The sequence below is a fragment of the Kitasatospora sp. NPDC023176 genome, assembly GCF_055560495.1.
Genome location: NZ_JBVHIP010000007.1, coordinates 148065 through 164286, shown reverse-complemented (window position 1 = coordinate 164286; position 16222 = coordinate 148065). Strand labels below are relative to the sequence as shown.

Sequence of the window (16222 nt, the reverse complement as noted above, 5' to 3'; positions counted from 1 at the left end):
CCGAGATGGAGTCCGACCAGACGGGCCGGCCCGAGCGGGCCGACCGGCCGTCGATCCTCGGTCCGGCCGCCGGCTTCGGCGTGACCTTCAAGGCCATGTTCAAGAAGCGGCTCACCGAGCAGTACCCGGAGCAGAAGAAGCCCACCGCTCCGCGTTTCCACGGCCGCCACCAGCTGAACCGGCATCCGGACGGCCTGGAGAAGTGCGTCGGCTGCGAGTTGTGCGCGTGGGCCTGCCCGGCCGACGCGATCTACGTGGAGGGCGCGGACAACCGGGACGAGGAGCGCTACTCGCCGGGTGAGCGCTACGGCGTGGTGTACCAGATCAACTACGCCCGCTGCATCCTGTGCGGGCTGTGCATCGAGGCCTGCCCGACCAGGGCGCTGACCATGACCAACGACTACGAGCTGGCCGACTCCTCCCGCAAGGACCTGATCTTCACCAAGGAGCAGCTGCTGGTGGGCCTGTCCGAGGGCATGGTGGACACCCCGCACGAGATCTTCCCGGGCACCGACGAGGGCGCGTACTACCGGGGCGAGATCACCGCGGCGGCGCCGGGGACGGTCCAGCAGGAGCGCACCGACCGGGACAAGGAGGTGCGGCAGTGATCGCACAGCTGGCGGCGGCGAGCGGGACGACCTCCACGGGTGAGGCCGTCCAGTTCTGGGTGCTCGCGGTGATCGCGGTCGGTGGCGCGCTGGGCATGCTGCTGATGCGCAAGGCGGTGCACAGCGCGCTGTGCCTGGCGGCGACGATGCTGGCGCTGGCGGTCTGTTACATGGCCCAGGGCGCGGTGTTCCTGGGCGTGGTGCAGATCGTGGTGTACACCGGCGCGATCATGATGCTGTTCCTGTTCGTGGTGATGCTGGTCGGCGTGACCAGCGAGGACTCCCTGAAGGAGCAGCTGAAGGGCCAGCGGTTCGCGGCGGTGCTGTGCGGGCTGGGCTTCGGGGTGCTGCTGATCGCGGGGATCGCCGCTGCGAAGCTGGACCACTTCACCGGGCTGGCCGAGGCGAACGCCGAGGGCAATGTGCCGGGTCTGGCCCGGCTGATCTTCACCCGGTACGTGTGGGCCTTCGAGGTCACCGGCGCGCTGCTGATCACCGCGGCGATCGGCGCGATGGTGCTGACCCACCGGGAGCACGTGAAGGCGCCGAAGACCCAGCGCGAGCTGGCGGAGCAGCGGGTGCGGGACAACATCCAGGTGCCGCCGATGCCGGCGCCGGGTGTGTACGCGCGGCACAACGCGGTGGACGTCCCGGCGCTGCTGCCAGACGGCACGGTCGCCGAGGACTCGGTGATGGCGACGCTGCGCGAGCGCGGTCAGGTCCGGGACGTCAGCCAGGCGATGCTCCGGCGGATGGCGGAGTTGGAGAACAGCACGGCGGACTGGCTGGGCCGTCCGTCCTCGGAGCGGCCGGCGGTGGCGGCTGTGCGCAAGTCCCTGGCGCCGGCCAACGCCCGTGCCAACGCCCGTGCCAACGGCAACGGCGACACCGGCAACGGCAACGGCAATGGCAACGGCAACGGCGGTACCGATCACGCGGCCGGCAAGGAGGGCGCGGAGTGAACCCGGTCAACTACCTCTACCTGTCAGCCCTGTTGTTCACCATCGGCGCGTCCGGGGTGCTGATCCGGCGCAACGCGATCGTGCTGTTCATGTGCGTGGAGCTGATGCTGAACGCCTCGAACCTGGCGCTGGTGACGTTCTCCCGGCTGCACGGGACCCTGGACGGTCAGATCATCGCGTTCTTCACGATGGTGGTCGCGGCGGCCGAGGTCGTGGTCGGCCTCGCCATCATCGTCTCCATCTTCCGGACCAGGCACTCCGCTTCGGTCGACGACAGCAACCTGATGAAGCTGTAGGCGGAGGGCCCTCGGTGAACTCTCTCATTCCGCTGCTGGTGGCGGCCCCGCTGGCCGGTGCCGCCCTGCTGCTCCTGGGCGGCCGGGCATTCGACCGGTTCGGCCACTGGCTGGCCACCGCGCTCGCCGCGCTCTCGTTCGGCTTCGGCCTGGCGTTGTTCTCGGACATGCTGGGCCGGAGCGCCGAGCACCGGGCGGTGACCGAGCACCTGTTCAGCTGGGTGTCGGTGAACGGCTTCCAGGCCGACGTCTCGTTCCGGCTCGACCAGTTGTCGATGACCTTCGTGCTACTGATCACGGGTGTCGGCACGCTGATCCACCTGTACTCGGTGGGCTACATGGCGCACGACGAGCGCAGGCGCCGCTTCTTCGCGTATCTGAACCTGTTCCTGGCCGCCATGCTGCTGCTGGTGCTCGCGGACAACTACCTCCTGCTGTACGCCGGTTGGGAGGGTGTGGGGCTGGCCTCGTACCTGCTGATCGGCTTTTGGCAGCACAAGCCGAGCGCGGCGACGGCGGCCAAGAAGGCCTTCATCGTCAACCGGGTCGGCGACATGGGCCTGTCGATCGCGATCATGCTGATGTTCGCCGAGTTCGGCTCCTTCGCCTTCACCCCGGTCTTCGACGGGGCACACCAGGCGAGCGAGGGCAAGCTGACGGCGATCGGCCTGATGCTGCTGCTGGCCGCGTGCGGCAAGTCGGCGCAGGTGCCGTTGCAGTCCTGGCTCGGGGACGCGATGGAGGGCCCGACCCCGGTCTCGGCCCTGATCCACGCGGCCACCATGGTGACGGCCGGCGTCTACCTGATCACCCGCTCCTCGGCGATCTTCAACCTGGCGCCGGACGCCCAGACCGCCGTGGTGGTGGTCGGCGTGGTGACGCTGCTGTTCGGTGCGATCGTCGGGTGTGCCAAGGACGACATCAAGAAGGCGCTGGCCGGTTCGACCATGTCGCAGATCGGCTACATGGTGATGGCGGCCGGGCTGGGCCCGATCGGCTACGCCTTCGCGATCATGCACCTGGTGACCCACGGCTTCTTCAAGGCCGGGCTGTTCCTCGGCGCCGGGTCGGTCATGCACGGCATGGACGACGAGGTGGACATGCGTCACTACGGCGGCCTGCGGAAGTACCTGCCGTGGACCTTCGCCACCTTCGGCCTGGGCTACCTCGCCATCATCGGCTTCCCGGGCCTGTCCGGCTTCTTCTCCAAGGACAAGATCATCGAGGCGGCCTTCGCCAAGGGCGGCACCGAGGGTTGGATCCTCGGCCTGTGCGCGCTGGTCGGCGCGGCCGTCACCGCGTTCTACATGACCCGGGTGATGCTGCTGACCTTCTTCGGCGAGAAGCGCTGGCAGCCGGACGCGAAGGGCGACCTCCCGCACCCGCACGAGTCGCCGAGGACCATGGTGATCCCGATGGTCCTGCTGTCCTTCGGCTCGGTGTTCGCGGGCGGGCTGTTCGTCTACAACAACTCCTTCCTGAGGTGGCTGGAGCCGGTCACCGGGCACAGCGAGGGCAACTCGCCGCTCGGTTCCTGGACCGTCACCGGGCTGACCACCGCCTGCATGCTGGCCGGCGTCGGGCTGTCGTACGCGATGTACGGGCGCTCGCCCGTCCCGGTGGTGCCGCCGGTCGGCTCCCCGCTCACCCGGGCCGCCCGCCGCGACCTGCTGCAGGACGACTTCAACCACGCCGTGCTGGTGCGGCCGGGCTCGGCGCTCACCGCGACCCTGGTCTACTTCGACAGCCGCGGCCTGGACGGCTTCGTCAACGGCCTGGCCGCCCTCATCGGTGGCCTGTCCGGCCGGCTGCGGCGGGTCCAGAACGGTTTCGTCCGCTCGTACGCGCTCTCCATGTTCGGCGGCACGCTGGTGCTGGTCGCCTCGACTCTCCTGATGAGGTCCGTGTGATGACTCGTCCTGAAACGCGTCGGGAGGCCAGGCCATGAGTGTGCTGCTGACCGTCACCTGCGCCGTCCCGGCGGCCGGTGCGGTGCTGACCGCCGCGCTGCCGGCCGGCTCGACCGAGGCCCGGCGCCGCACCACCAAGGCCGTCGCGCTGGGCGTCTCGGCCGTCACCCTGGCGCTGGCCGCCGTGGTGGCGCTGCGGTTCGACCCGCACGGCGCCCGCTACCAGCTGACCGAGTCGTACAGCTGGATCCGTTCCTTCGGCATCACCTTCTCGCTCGGCGTGGACGGCATCGGTGCGGTGCTGGCCCTGCTGACGGCCGTCCTGGTGCCGATGGTGATGCTGGCCTCCTGGCACGACGCCGACCCGGGCCCCGCCGCGCCGGACGGCACCTTCGAGAACAGGCGCCGCACCCAGGCCTTCTTCGCCCTGATCCTGGCGGTGGAGGCGATGGTGATCGTCTCCTTCTACGCCACCGATGTCTTCCTGTTCTACGTGTTCTTCGAAGCCATGCTGATCCCGATGTACTTCCTGATCGGCGGCTTCGGCGACCGGGCCGGCGGCCCGGAGTCGGCGCGTCAGCGCTCCTACGCGGCCGTCAAGTTCCTGCTGTACAACCTGCTCGGCGGCCTGGTGATGCTGGCCGCGGTGATCGGCCTGTACGTGATCGCCCAGGACCAGGGCCTCGGCACCTTCGACCTGCGGACCCTCACCGGCGCGGTCGCCGACGGCAGCCTGAAGCTGTCCGGCACCGCCCAGGACGCGCTGTTCCTGGGCTTCTTCTTCGCCTTCGCGGTGAAGGCCCCGCTGTGGCCGCTGCACACCTGGCTGCCGAACGCGATGGGCGAGGCGACGGCCGGCACCGCCGTGCTGATCACCGCCGTGGTGGACAAGGTCGGCACCTTCGCGATGCTGCGCTTCTGCCTCGGGCTGTTCCCGGACGCCTCGAAGACCTTCGCCCCGGCGATCCTGGTCCTGTCGCTGATCGGGATCGTCTACGGGGCGCTGCTGGCGGTCGGCCAGAAGGACATCAAGCGGCTGGTCGCCTACGCCTCGATCTCGCACTTCGGCTTCATCATCATGGGCATCTTCGCCCTGACCAGCCAGGGCCAGAGCGGCGCGACCCTCTACATGGTCAACCACGGCCTCTCCACCGCCGCGTGGATGCTGGTGGCCGGCTTCCTGATCTCGCGTCGCGGCTCGCGGCTGATCGCCGACTACGGCGGTGTGCAGAAGGTCGCCCCGGTGCTCGCCGGGACGTTCCTGATCGGCAGCCTGGCCACCCTGTCGCTGCCGGGGCTGGCCCCGTTCGTCAGCGAGTTCCTGGTGCTGGTGGGTACCTTCACCCGCTACCCGGCGATCGGGATCGTCGCCACCTTCGGCATCGTGCTGGCCGCGCTGTACGCCCTGCTGCTGTACCAGCGCACCATGACCGGCCCGGTGAAGGAGGGCGTGCGCGCGATGCCCGACCTCAAGGTCCGCGAACTCGCCGTGGTGGCGCCGCTGGTGGCGCTGACCGTGCTGCTCGGCGTCTACCCCAAGCCGCTCACCGACCTGGTGAACCCCTCGGTGGACGCGACGCTCTCGCAGGTCCACCGGACCGACCCGGCGCCGGCCCACCCGGTCGCCGCCACCTCAGGAGGTGAGCAGAAGTGAGTGTCACCGCAGTGCTCGCCGCCGCCGGCGGCAACACCCCGAGCATCCCGTCCCCGCACATCGAGTACGGCCAACTCTCCCCGATGCTGGTGGTGTTTGCCGCCGCCGTGGCCGGCGTCCTGGTCGAGGCGTTCGTCCCGCGCCGGCTGCGGCACTGGACCCAGGTCACCCTCGCCCTGGTCGCGCTGGCCGGCGCCTTCGCCGCCGTGGTGGTGCTGGCCGCGCAGGGCCACGGCGCGCCGCGGATCGACCTGCTGGCCATGGAGTCGGTCGCGCTGGACGGCCCGGCGCTGTTCCTGCAAGGCGTGATCCTGCTGGTCGCCGTGGTGACGGTGCTGACCTACGCGGAGCGCCGGCTGGAGCCCAAGGCCGGCGGCCTGCCCGCCGACGCCTTCGCCGCCCAGGCCTCCGCCACCCCCGGCGGGGAGCAGGAGCGGGCCGCGGTCCGGGCCGGCTTCACCACCACCGAGGTCTTCCCGCTGACCATGTTCGCGGTCGGCGGGATGCTGCTCTTCCCGTCCGCCAACGACCTGCTGACCATGTTCGTGGCGCTGGAGGTCTTCTCCCTCCCGCTGTACCTGCTCTGCGCGCTGGCCCGGCGCCGCCGGCTGCTCTCCCAGGAGGCGGCGGTCAAGTACTTCCTGCTCGGCGCCTTCGCCTCGGCGTTCTTCCTGTTCGGCACGGCGCTGCTGTACGGCTACGCCGGCAGCGTGAAACTCGGCGACATCGCGGACGTCATCTCCGGCAAGGCGATGACCACCCCGGCGCAGCTCAGCAGCACCCAGAGCGACGTGCTGCTGCTGGCCGGCCTGGCGATGCTGGCGGTGGGCCTGCTGTTCAAGGTCGGCGCGGTGCCGTTCCACTCCTGGACCCCGGACGTCTACCAGGGCGCGCCGACCCCGGTGACCGGCTTCATGGCCTCGGCCACCAAGGTGGCGGCGTTCGGCGCGTTCCTGCGACTGTTCTACGTGGCCTTCCCGGGCCTGCGGCTGGACTGGCGGCCGGTGCTGTGGGGCGTGGCGATCCTGACCATGGTGGTGGGCGCGGTGCTGGCGGTGACCCAGCAGGACGTCAAGCGGCTGCTGGCGTACTCCTCGGTCGCGCACGCCGGGTTCATCCTGACCGGGGTGATCGCCGTCAACAAGCAGGGGCTGTCCTCGGTGCTGTTCTACCTGGCGGCGTACTCCTTCGTGACGCTCGGCGCCTTCGCCGTGGTCACCCTGGTGCGCGACTCCAAGGGCGAGGCGACCCACCTGTCCAGCTGGGCGGGGCTGGGGCGGCGTTCACCGCTGGTGGCGGCGGTGTTCGCGCTGTTCCTGCTGGCCTTCGCCGGGATCCCGCTGACCTCCGGGTTCACCGGGAAGTTCGCGGTGTTCCAGGCGGCGGCGGCCGGCGGGGCCACACCGCTGGTGATCGTCGGTGTGCTGAGTTCGGCGGTGGCCGCGTTCTTCTACATCCGGGTGATCGTGCTGATGTTCTTCTCCGACCCGCAGCCGGGCGGTCCGACGGTGGCGGTCCCGAGCGCCTTCACGGCGACCGCGATCGGGGTGGGGGTGCTGGTCACGCTGGGTCTGGGCCTGCTGCCGCAGTACTTCCTGGACCTCGCGTCCAAGGCCTCGCTGTTCGCCTACTGATTCGCGGCATTCGCGGCACTGGTCCGCGCACCGGTGCGCGGCGTGGCGATGCGCGCACCGACGCGCGTGCCGATGCGCGCGCCGAGCGGCGCGGGTCGGTCCGCTGGAGGTCGGTCCGGAAGTCCGGGCCGATCTCCAGCCGTTGTTTCCAGAGGAATTCGCCCCCACCGCCGCATGGCCCGCGGAGACCGTCTGACCAGGCCTTCCGGCTCGGGCATGACAGGATCCGCACGCCCGTGCAGTGATCCACTCGCGACCGGATACCCTGCCTGTATGGCCAGCGGCGGCACTCAGGGACCAGGCCGCTAGATCGACCAGGGACAGAGGAGTGGTCTTCGTGACCGTCGTGGGACCCTTCGGGCTCAGCGTGCAGGACCGCGACCTGACCCGGGACGTCCAGGCCGGACTGGACGCGGTGGAGGCGGCGCTCTCCGAGGCCGTCAAGAGCGACGTCCCTTTCATCACCGTCACCGCCAGCCACCTGATCGAGGCCGGCGGCAAGCGCTTCCGTCCGCTGCTCCTGCTGCTGGCCGCCCAGTTCGGCGACCCGGGCGCGCCCGGCGTGGTGCCGGCCGCGGTGGTCGTCGAGCTGACCCACCTGGCCACGCTGTACCACGACGACGTGATGGACGAGGCCCCGGTGCGGCGCGGCGCCGAGAGCGCCAACTCCCGCTGGGACAACTCGGTGGCCATCCTCACCGGCGACTTCCTGTTCTCCCGGGCCTCCCAGGTGCTGGCCGACCTCGGCCCGGCGGCGGTGCGGATGCAGGCCGAGGCCTTCGAGCGGCTGGTCACCGGCCAGATCCTGGAGACCCGCGGCCCCGGCCCGGATCTGGACCCGCTGCTGCACTACCTGGACGTACTCGCGGGCAAGACCGGATCGCTGATCGCCGTCTCCTGCCGGATAGGAGCGCTGATGGCCGGCGCCGCGCCGGACCTGGTGGACACCCTCGGCGAGTTCGGCGAGCGGATCGGCATCGCCTTCCAGCTGGCTGACGACGTGCTGGACATCGCCAGCGACGGCCACGAGTCCGGCAAGACCCCCGGCACCGACCTGCGCGAGGGCGTGCCCACCCTGCCGACCCTGCTGCTGGAGCAGATGCCGGCCGACCCGGCCGACCCGGACGACACCCGGCTGCGCGAACTGCTCGCCCAGGACCTCTCCGACGACGACCTGCACGCCGAGGCGCTGCGCCTGCTGCGCGCCCACCCCGCCCTGGAGCGCGCCCGCCGGGAGACCCTGCGGCACGCCGAGGAGGCCCGGGCGCTGCTGGCCCCGCTGCCGGACTGCGCGGCGAAGGCGGCCCTGGACGGGCTGTGCGACGCGGTGGCCATCCGCACCATGTGACCGCCCTCGGGCGATCCGGCCCCACGGCCGCGGCGGCCCGCCGGGATGGGGGAGACTGACACCCGTCAGCTCACGCCTGCCCGGAAGGTCACCATGCGCCGCGTCGTCATCGCCGAGGACTCCGTACTGCTGCGGGAAGGTCTGACCCGGCTGCTCACCGACCGCGGCCTGGAGGTGGTGGCCGGGGTCGGGGACGGCGCCGCCCTGGTGAAGACCATCCACGACCTGGCGGCGTCCGGCGACCTGCCGGACGTGGTGGTCTCGGACGTGCGGATGCCCCCGACCCACACCGACGAGGGCCTGCGCGCCTGCGTGGAACTGCGCGGGCGCTACCCGCAGCTGGGCGTGCTGGTGCTGTCGCAGTTCGTGGAGGAGCGGTACGCCTCCGAGCTGCTGGCCGGCTCCACCCGGGGCGTCGGCTACCTGCTGAAGGACCGGGTTGCCGAGGTGCGCGAGTTCGCCGACGCGGTGGTGCGGGTCGCCGAGGGCGGCACCGCGCTGGACCCGGAGGTGGTGCAGCAGTTGCTCAGCCGCAGTCGCAAGGGCGACGTGCTGGCCAACCTCACGCCGCGCGAGCGCGAGGTGCTCGCGCTGATGGCGGAGGGGCGCACCAACGCGGCGGTGGCCAAGCAGATGGTGGTCTCGGACGGCGCGGTGGAAAAGCACGTCAGCAACATCTTCCTCAAGCTCGGCCTGGCGCAGAGCCCGGAGGACCACCGCCGGGTGCTCGCGGTGCTCACCTACCTCAACTCCTGAGCCGTGAGAGCTCGTGACCCGTGAGAACTCCTGAGCCTTGAGCCGCCCCGGGCCGGCTCCGCGCGGCCCGGGCGCGGCCCGCTCGGTCCGTGTGCGGAATGATCTCCGGCGGCCGGCTGTTGTGCCGGAAAGAGGTACCGGCATGGGCGGGTGAAATCCTGCCGGAGTTCCGGCCTGGGCGGAGTTCGCGCGCATAGGATGCGAGCGGTGCACCAGGCGGACGGGGCACGGGGCCGCGCCCGCGGTGGTGTGCCCACGAGGAGGTCCGCGGCAGTGACCAGTCAGGTCGATCAGTCAGAGGCAGTGGACGGATCGGACGGCGACGAGGGTCGTACCGGTGACGGTGCCGGACCCCCCGGAGCGGCCGGGCCCGTCGGCGCGCACGCCCCGGGCGGCCCGCCGGAGCGGCGGGCCAAGCCCATCCGCAGACTCGACCGGGTGATCATCCGGTTCGCCGGCGACTCGGGTGACGGCATGCAGCTCACCGGTGACCGGTTCACCTCGGAGACGGCCGCGTTCGGCAACGACCTCTCCACGCTGCCGAACTTCCCGGCCGAGATCCGGGCTCCCGCCGGCACCCTGCCGGGCGTCTCGTCCTTCCAACTGCACTTCGCCGACCACGACATCCTCACCCCGGGCGACGCCCCGAACGTGCTGGTGGCGATGAACCCGGCGGCCCTGAAGGCGAACCTGCCGGACCTGCCGCGCGGCGCGGAGATCATCGTCAACACCGACGAGTTCACCAAGCGGGCGCTGGCCAAGGTGGGTTACGCCGCGGACCCGCTCGGCGACGGCTCGCTGGACGCCTTCCACCTCCACCCGGTGCCGCTCACCGCGCTGACCCTGGAGGCGCTCAAGGACAGCGGGCTGGCCCGCAAGGACGCCGAGCGGGCGAAGAACATGTTCGCCCTGGGGCTGCTGTCCTGGATGTACCACCGGCCCACCCACGGCACCGAGACCTTCCTGCGCGCCAAGTTCGCCAAGAACCCGCAGATCGCCGAGGCGAACATCGGCGCCTTCCGGGCGGGCTGGAACTTCGGCGAGACCACCGAGACCTTCGCGGTCTCCTACGAGGTGCCGCCGGCCAGGCTCCCGGCCGGGCGCTACCGCAACATCTCCGGCAACCTGGCGCTGTCCTACGGGCTGATCGCCGCCGCGCAGCGCTCCGGCCTGCCGCTGTACCTGGGCTCGTACCCGATCACCCCGGCCTCGGACATCCTGCACGAGCTGAGCCGCCACAAGGACTTCGGGGTGCGCACCTTCCAGGCCGAGGACGAGATCGCCGGCATCGGCGCGGCGCTCGGCGCGGCCTTCGGCGGGGCGCTGGGCGTGACGACCACCTCCGGGCCGGGCGTGGCGCTCAAGTCGGAGACGATCGGCCTGGCGGTCTCACTGGAACTGCCGCTGCTGGTGGTGGACATCCAGCGCGGCGGCCCGTCCACCGGGCTGCCGACCAAGACCGAGCAGGCGGACCTGCTGCAGGCGATGTTCGGCCGCAACGGCGAGGCGCCGGTACCGATCGTCGCCCCGGCCACGGCCGCCGAGTGCTTCGACGCCGCGCTGGAGGCGGCCCGGATCGCGGTGACCTACCGCACCCCGGTGTTCCTGCTCTCGGACGGCTACCTGGCGAACGGCTCGGAGCCCTGGCGGATCCCGGAGGTCGGCGAACTGCCGGAGATCGACCCGAAGTTCGCCACCGCCCCGAACCGCGAGGACGGCGCCTTCTGGCCGTACCTGCGGGATCCGCACACCCTGGCCCGGCCCTGGGCGGTGCCCGGCACGGCCGGGCTGGAGCACCGGATCGGCGGCATCGAGAAGGAGGACGGCACCGGGAACATCTCCTACGACCCGGCCAACCACGACCTGATGGTGCGCACCCGGCAGGCGAAGGTCGACGGGATCACGGTCAAGCCGGTGGAGGTCGACGACCCGAGCGGGGACGCCCGGGTGCTGGTGCTCGGCTGGGGCTCGACCTACGGCCCGATCACCGCGGCGGTGCGCCGGGTACGGGCGGACGGCGGCGAGGTCGCCCAGGCGCACCTGCGCAACCTCAACCCGTTCCCGGCCAACCTGGGTGTGGTGCTGCGCAGTTACGAGAAGGTCATCGTGCCCGAGATGAACCTGGGCCAGCTCGCGCTGCTGCTGCGGGCGAAGTACCTGGTGGACGCGGAGTCCTACAACCAGGTGCGCGGACTGCCGTTCAAGGCGGCGCAGTTGGCGGACGTGCTGTGGGCGGCGATCGGCAGCCTGGACGAGGAGGACCACCGATGAGTGACGTTGGCTCCGAGAAGCGTGCCTTCCCGTCGTTGCGGCTGGTGCCCAAGGCCGAAGAGCCGCAGAGCGCCCGGGACTTCAAGACCGACCAGGAGGTGCGCTGGTGCCCGGGCTGCGGGGACTACGCGGTCCTGGCGGCGGTGCAGTCCTTCATGCCGGAGCTCGGCATCCGGCGCGAGAACACGGTGTTCGTCTCCGGCATCGGCTGCTCCTCGCGCTTCCCGTACTACATGAACACCTACGGGGTGCACTCGATCCACGGCCGGGCGCCGGCGATCGCGACCGGGCTGGCCTCCTCCCGGCGGCACCTGAGCGTGTGGGTGGTGACCGGTGACGGCGACGCGCTGTCGATCGGCGGCAACCACCTGATCCACGCCCTGCGGCGCAACGTCAATCTGAAGATCCTGCTGTTCAACAACCGGATCTATGGCCTCACCAAGGGCCAGTACTCGCCGACCAGCGAACTCGGCAAGATCACCAAGTCCACCCCGATGGGCTCGCTGGACGCGCCGTTCAACCCGTTGTCGCTGGCGATCGGCGCCGAGGCCACCTTCGTGGCCCGCACCATCGACTCGGATCGCCGGCACCTCCAGTCGGTGCTGCGGGCGGCGGCCGGGCACGAGGGCACCGCGCTGGTGGAGATCTACCAGAACTGCAACATCTTCAACGACGGCGCCTTCGAGGTGCTGAAGGACGCCGGCACCCGGGACGAGGCGCTGATCCGGCTGGAGCACGGGCAGCCGATCCGCTTCGGCGCGGAGTCGGGCAGCGGCGTCTTCCGGGGCCCGGACGGCGAGCTGTTCGTCGCGCCGGTCACGCCCTCGAACGAGGCGGACGTCCTGGTGCACGACGCCCACGCGGCCGGCCCGGCGACGGCCTTCGCGCTCTCCCGGATCGCCGACGCGGACACCCTGCACCACACGCCGATCGGCGTGCTGCGCGACGTCCGCCGGCCGGTCTACGACGAGCTGATGGCGGACCAGCTGGCCACCGCCGTCGCCCAGCGCGGGCCGGGCGACCTGGCGACGCTGCTGGCGGGCAACGACACCTGGACGGTGGACTGACCGCCCCGGTCCGCCCTGGTCCGCCCCGGCCCGCACGTCGGCGCCCCCGTCCCTCGTCGGACGGGGGCGCCTCGCGTTCTCCGGTCCTGCGTACGGCCGGCCCTTACCGCTGGGCCCACTCGACCAGCTGGATCACGACCCCGTTCGGGTCGGCGACCTGGAACAGCTTCTCGCCCCACGGCTCCTCGCGCAGCGGCAGGGTGATCTCGACCCCCTCCTCGCGCAGCCGCCGCTCCTGCGCGGCGATGTCCTCGACGGTGAAGGCCAGGATCAGCCCGTCCGCCGTGTGGTCGCGCTGGTCCTCGGGCAGCACCTCCAGGCCGCGGCGCAGGTAGACGACGCCGATCCCGCCGCCCGGGTGGGCGAGCGAGACGAAGCCGTCGGCGGACATCTGCTCGGTGTAGCCGAAGTGCCGCTGGAGGAAGGCGGCGGAGGCGGCGGTGTCCTCGACGGTCAGGGAGACGACGGTGGTGGTGATCTGCATGGCGGAGCCCTCTCGTCACTGCGTACGGATATCCCGTACGCAGTACACTATACATAGTACGGAGAATCTCGCCAGGGGTCCGCCCGCAACGGATCGCGCTCACGTTCGAGAAAGTCCGGCGGCGAACGGTCCGCCACCGCTAGGGTTTTGGAAATCGCATCGAACATGGGGGGTCGATCCGATGCCGGATCCCGGATTCGACGTGTCGCCGCAACAGCTGAAGTTCGCGGCGGACAACGCGTCGTCCATCACCGCCGGCCTGGCCAAACCGGTCCAGACCGCCGGCATCGCCTCGGGGACCGCCGAGACGGCCCTCGGGGGCTGGCAGGTGGCCGGGCAACTGGCTGCCGTGGTGACCTCGTGGACCCAGGGCGTGGAGAAGATCCGTACCGCGCTCGGCAAGGACGAGGAGGCGCTCCGCACGGCCGCCGACGGCTACGGCAGGACCGAGAAGGGGACGGCCAAGGCCCTCCAGTAGGAGAACACGGGGAAGGGGGGCTCCTGTGGTGGACTTCGCGCACCTGCGCGACGTGAAGCTGGAGTCGGTGACGGAGGCCGGCAAGGACTGGCAGGCCGTCGCCAAGGCGTTCGACCAAGCACGGCAGCACATCGAGGAGTCGGTGCTGAAGCCGATCGGCACCTGGACCGGCACCGCCGCGACCGGGGCCCGGCACTCCTTCGGCGAGCAGGAACTGCAACTGCAGGTGGCCGCGCTGGAACTCCAGGCGGTGCAGAAGGTCCTGGACGGCTTCGTCCAGGCCGTGACCGCCGCCCAGCAGGAACTGCAGTGGGCGCTGACGGAGGCGAGCAGGCGAGGCCTCGCGGTCGACGCGAACGGGACGGTCACGGCGACGCCGACACCGGTGGACCAACTGCCCAAGAACGCGGCGCTCCGCCAGGAGGCCGCCGACTCCTACCGGGCGGAGGCCGCCTACGCCGCCACCCTGACCGCCGACATCGCCGCCGCCGTGCAGGCCGCCACCCGGGCGGACGCCAAGTGCGCGGAAGAACTGGGCAAGCTGGCCGGGGAGTCCAAGCTCCTGGACGGCAGTGGGCGGACCGGCCTCGCGGGTGCGGTCCAGGCCGCGACCAAGGACCTCGGCGAGGCCACCCGGCTCGCCGGGGCCGTCGAGGGGGACGCCGTCCCCACGGACCCGGCCGCCCGGTCCGCCTGGTGGGGCGCGCTGACGCCGGACCAGCGGAACCTGTTCCTGGACGCCGCGCCGTGGAAGGTCCAGGGTCTGCCCGGTGTGCCGCCGCTGGAGGAGTACTACAAGCAACTCGCGATGCGGAAGGCCGGGATCGACCCGTCGAAGTGGCACCCGGATCAGGGGCTCGACTTCAACGACGAGACCGTGCAGAAGGTCTACGCCTGGTACCAGAAGCTGTGGGACGAGAACCCGGACTTCCAGTGGGCCGGCATGGCCAAGCTGGCCGGAGCGCCGGTGTACGGGGGGATCCACGACCTCGACGAGTTCATCAAGGGAGCGGACGTCGGCGGGCTGGTGACCCCCGTCCCCGGGGTGGGGCTGCTGTCCACGATGAGTACCGACGAGGTGCAGTGGTTCGAGAACAAGTTCCTGACCATGCAGAAGGACATCTTCGACGACGTCGGCTCCATGCACGCCGCCTACCAGCAGTACGGGATGGCCGGCATCGAGGCGTTGCAACAGCAGGACTCGAAGAAGTACCCGCAGCCCCTGATCGACGCTTGGCGGGACATCGACTCGGGTGACCCGAAGCGAGTGGCGGCAGGGAACGCCGCGCTGCTGGAACGTGAGCAGACCGTCGTGCTTCCCAAGTCGTACGGGGAGGTGGAGAACTACCACGGCCCGGTCGGGGAGACGTTCGCCGAGGTCTTGTCGGCCATGACCAAGTCGCCGATCCCGGGCGGCAAGTCCTTCAACGGCTACTACGGCGGCGAATGGTCGACCTGGTGGGACGACCGCTACGTGACCGATACGAATGACCGGATGGACTGGATCCGCAAGGACATGCTGCCCAAATACCAGCAGCTCCTGAAGAACCCGGTGGAGGCGAAGACGCTCATCGACACTCCGCTGCTCGACCGGGCCGACCAGTACGAGATCCTGCCGTGACGAGGGCGCGGTGGATCTGGAGCCTGGTGGCCTTGCTCTGCGTGGGCTCGCTGGTCGCCGGGTACCTCCTGGTCAGCGGGCGGACGCGTCCCGTCCACTGGGACCTGCGGACCTCGCACCGGGCAGCCGATCTGGGAGTCAGGCTGAATCCGCACAGCGGCCACGATTTCGACAACCCGGGCCCGGTGGACATCGACCTGCCGGGGGGCCAGCGCTTCCACGCCGACAAGATGATGCTCATCGTGGCGGTCACTCGCGATGACGCCGAGAACGTCGACGAACTCACCGGCTGGTATCCCGGAATGCCGCTCGACAAGGCGTACGAAAAGGCTCTGGAACTCTCGCGGCAGTTCGGTCTGAACACCGAGAGGATCATGGACTTCCGCCGGAGGGTCCTCGATGACCTGGCGAAGGGTGACCGGGTGCGCCTCGGCGAAGAGGAGGGCGGGACCGACTTCAAACTGCTGACTCCGGCCGGCCCGCTGATCGGCGTCAGCCTCAGGTACGAGACCGTGAACGACGGCCAGCCGGTGACCGTCAATATCGAGATCGCCTGGGGCGAGAACCTGGCCTCCGCCCTGGCGAAGCAGGCCACCCAGTCCGCCACCCCGCCCGCGCCCTGATCGGAGGCCCGATGTCCCACGAGCAACCCGTCCAGCCGACCGCCGTCACCTGGAACCTCCGCAGCGGCCACGGCCGGGGCGATGTCGGCTGGCCCGAGGCCGTTCGGCGCCGCTGGCGCATCCCCGCCGTCGCCGCGACCATCGCGTTGCCGGGCGGGCGCTGGCTCACCGGGCGGGTCGAGCTGCTGGCCACTGCCGAGGGGGAGGCGCTCGACCTGGTCAGTGCGACCTTCCCGGCGGCCACGGTGGAGGACGCGTACCGGCTGGCGGGCGAGCTGGTCGCGTACTGGGGGCTGCCGGTCGAGCCGTTGGAGTCCTGGTACCGCGAGGTCCGGGCGGGACTGGCGGCGGGGAAGGCGATCAACGGGTTCGGGTTGAGCATCCGTGGCCCGCGGCTGGAGGAGCCGTTCGGGCCGACGGTGAACCTGGTGTTCCTGTTCGCGCCGGGCAGCCCGAGGCCGGTGCGGCCGGCGTTGTACTTCGAGTGGTCCTGAGTCGGTGCCCTGCCCG

General features: G+C 70.8%; 15 protein-coding genes. 14 read left to right on the top strand and 1 reads right to left on the bottom strand.

Annotated elements, in window-relative coordinates; translation table 11 throughout:
* The first annotated feature begins 5 nt into the window (after window positions 1-5).
* The 10 genes from nuoI to ACZ3YL_RS13365 all read left to right on the top strand — a co-directional run bounded on the left by nuoI (window position 6) and on the right by ACZ3YL_RS13365 (window position 12506).
* Window positions 6-608, top strand: coding sequence for an NADH-quinone oxidoreductase subunit NuoI (gene nuoI, locus ACZ3YL_RS13410; protein WP_465657194.1), 603 nt, complete (start codon window positions 6-8; stop codon window positions 606-608).
* Window positions 605-1570 carry an NADH-quinone oxidoreductase subunit J gene (locus ACZ3YL_RS13405; RefSeq protein WP_188309223.1) on the top strand — a complete coding sequence of 322 codons (966 nt, stop codon included), beginning with the start codon at window positions 605-607 and terminating at the stop codon, window positions 1568-1570. The genes nuoI and ACZ3YL_RS13405 overlap by 4 nt, the downstream gene beginning before the upstream one ends.
* Window positions 1567-1866: an NADH-quinone oxidoreductase subunit NuoK gene (gene nuoK, locus ACZ3YL_RS13400; RefSeq protein ID WP_188309222.1), complete on the top strand. Its 300-nt coding sequence runs from the start codon at window positions 1567-1569 to the stop codon at window positions 1864-1866. Before ACZ3YL_RS13405 ends, nuoK begins: the two co-directional genes overlap by 4 nt.
* 14 nt (window positions 1867-1880) lie before the next feature.
* Window positions 1881-3776: an NADH-quinone oxidoreductase subunit L gene (gene nuoL / locus ACZ3YL_RS13395; protein WP_465657192.1), complete on the top strand. Its 1896-nt coding sequence runs from the start codon at window positions 1881-1883 to the stop codon at window positions 3774-3776.
* Between the two features lie 34 nt (window positions 3777-3810).
* Entirely contained in the window at window positions 3811-5430 is a 1620-nt protein-coding gene (locus ACZ3YL_RS13390) for an NADH-quinone oxidoreductase subunit M (RefSeq protein WP_188309220.1), read from the top strand.
* On the top strand, window positions 5427-7064 hold the full coding sequence (gene nuoN, locus ACZ3YL_RS13385; RefSeq protein ID WP_188309219.1) for an NADH-quinone oxidoreductase subunit NuoN: 1638 nt from the start codon (window positions 5427-5429) through the stop codon (window positions 7062-7064). The genes ACZ3YL_RS13390 and nuoN overlap by 4 nt, the downstream gene beginning before the upstream one ends.
* 337 nt (window positions 7065-7401) lie before the next feature.
* The gene (locus ACZ3YL_RS13380; protein ID WP_188309218.1) at window positions 7402-8412 is read left to right on the top strand and encodes a polyprenyl synthetase family protein; all 1011 of its coding nucleotides are present in this window, start codon (window positions 7402-7404) and stop codon (window positions 8410-8412) included.
* A gap of 93 nt (window positions 8413-8505) precedes the next feature.
* Entirely contained in the window at window positions 8506-9168 is a 663-nt protein-coding gene (locus ACZ3YL_RS13375; protein WP_188309217.1) for a response regulator transcription factor, read from the top strand.
* A gap of 438 nt (window positions 9169-9606) precedes the next feature.
* A complete protein-coding gene (locus ACZ3YL_RS13370) occupies window positions 9607-11439 on the top strand; it encodes a 2-oxoacid:acceptor oxidoreductase subunit alpha (RefSeq protein WP_411293091.1) in 1833 nt (610 codons plus the stop codon).
* A complete protein-coding gene (locus tag ACZ3YL_RS13365; RefSeq protein WP_465657189.1) occupies window positions 11436-12506 on the top strand; it encodes a 2-oxoacid:ferredoxin oxidoreductase subunit beta in 1071 nt (356 codons plus the stop codon). The genes ACZ3YL_RS13370 and ACZ3YL_RS13365 overlap by 4 nt, the downstream gene beginning before the upstream one ends.
* Window positions 12507-12609: 103 nt before the next feature.
* Here ACZ3YL_RS13365 and ACZ3YL_RS13360 read toward each other — a convergent pair whose 3' ends face one another.
* Window positions 12610-12990 carry a VOC family protein gene (locus ACZ3YL_RS13360; protein ID WP_465657187.1) on the bottom strand — a complete coding sequence of 127 codons (381 nt, stop codon included), beginning with the start codon at window positions 12988-12990 and terminating at the stop codon, window positions 12610-12612.
* Between the two features lie 181 nt (window positions 12991-13171).
* On the opposite strand from ACZ3YL_RS13360, the gene ACZ3YL_RS13355 reads away from it, so the two are divergent.
* From ACZ3YL_RS13355 to ACZ3YL_RS13340, 4 genes are read left to right on the top strand one after another with little or no spacing between them, the layout of a single operon-like run.
* Window positions 13172-13468: a hypothetical protein gene (locus ACZ3YL_RS13355; RefSeq protein WP_465657185.1), complete on the top strand. Its 297-nt coding sequence runs from the start codon at window positions 13172-13174 to the stop codon at window positions 13466-13468.
* Window positions 13469-13496: 28 nt separating this feature from the next.
* Window positions 13497-15089: a hypothetical protein gene (locus tag ACZ3YL_RS13350; RefSeq protein WP_465657183.1), complete on the top strand. Its 1593-nt coding sequence runs from the start codon at window positions 13497-13499 to the stop codon at window positions 15087-15089.
* A gap of 41 nt (window positions 15090-15130) precedes the next feature.
* Window positions 15131-15712: a hypothetical protein gene (locus ACZ3YL_RS13345; RefSeq protein ID WP_465657181.1), complete on the top strand. Its 582-nt coding sequence runs from the start codon at window positions 15131-15133 to the stop codon at window positions 15710-15712.
* Window positions 15713-15723: 11 nt separating this feature from the next.
* Window positions 15724-16206, top strand: a complete 483-nt coding sequence (locus tag ACZ3YL_RS13340; RefSeq protein WP_188309210.1) for a hypothetical protein — start codon at window positions 15724-15726, stop codon at window positions 16204-16206.
* Window positions 16207-16222: the final 16 nt, after the last annotated feature.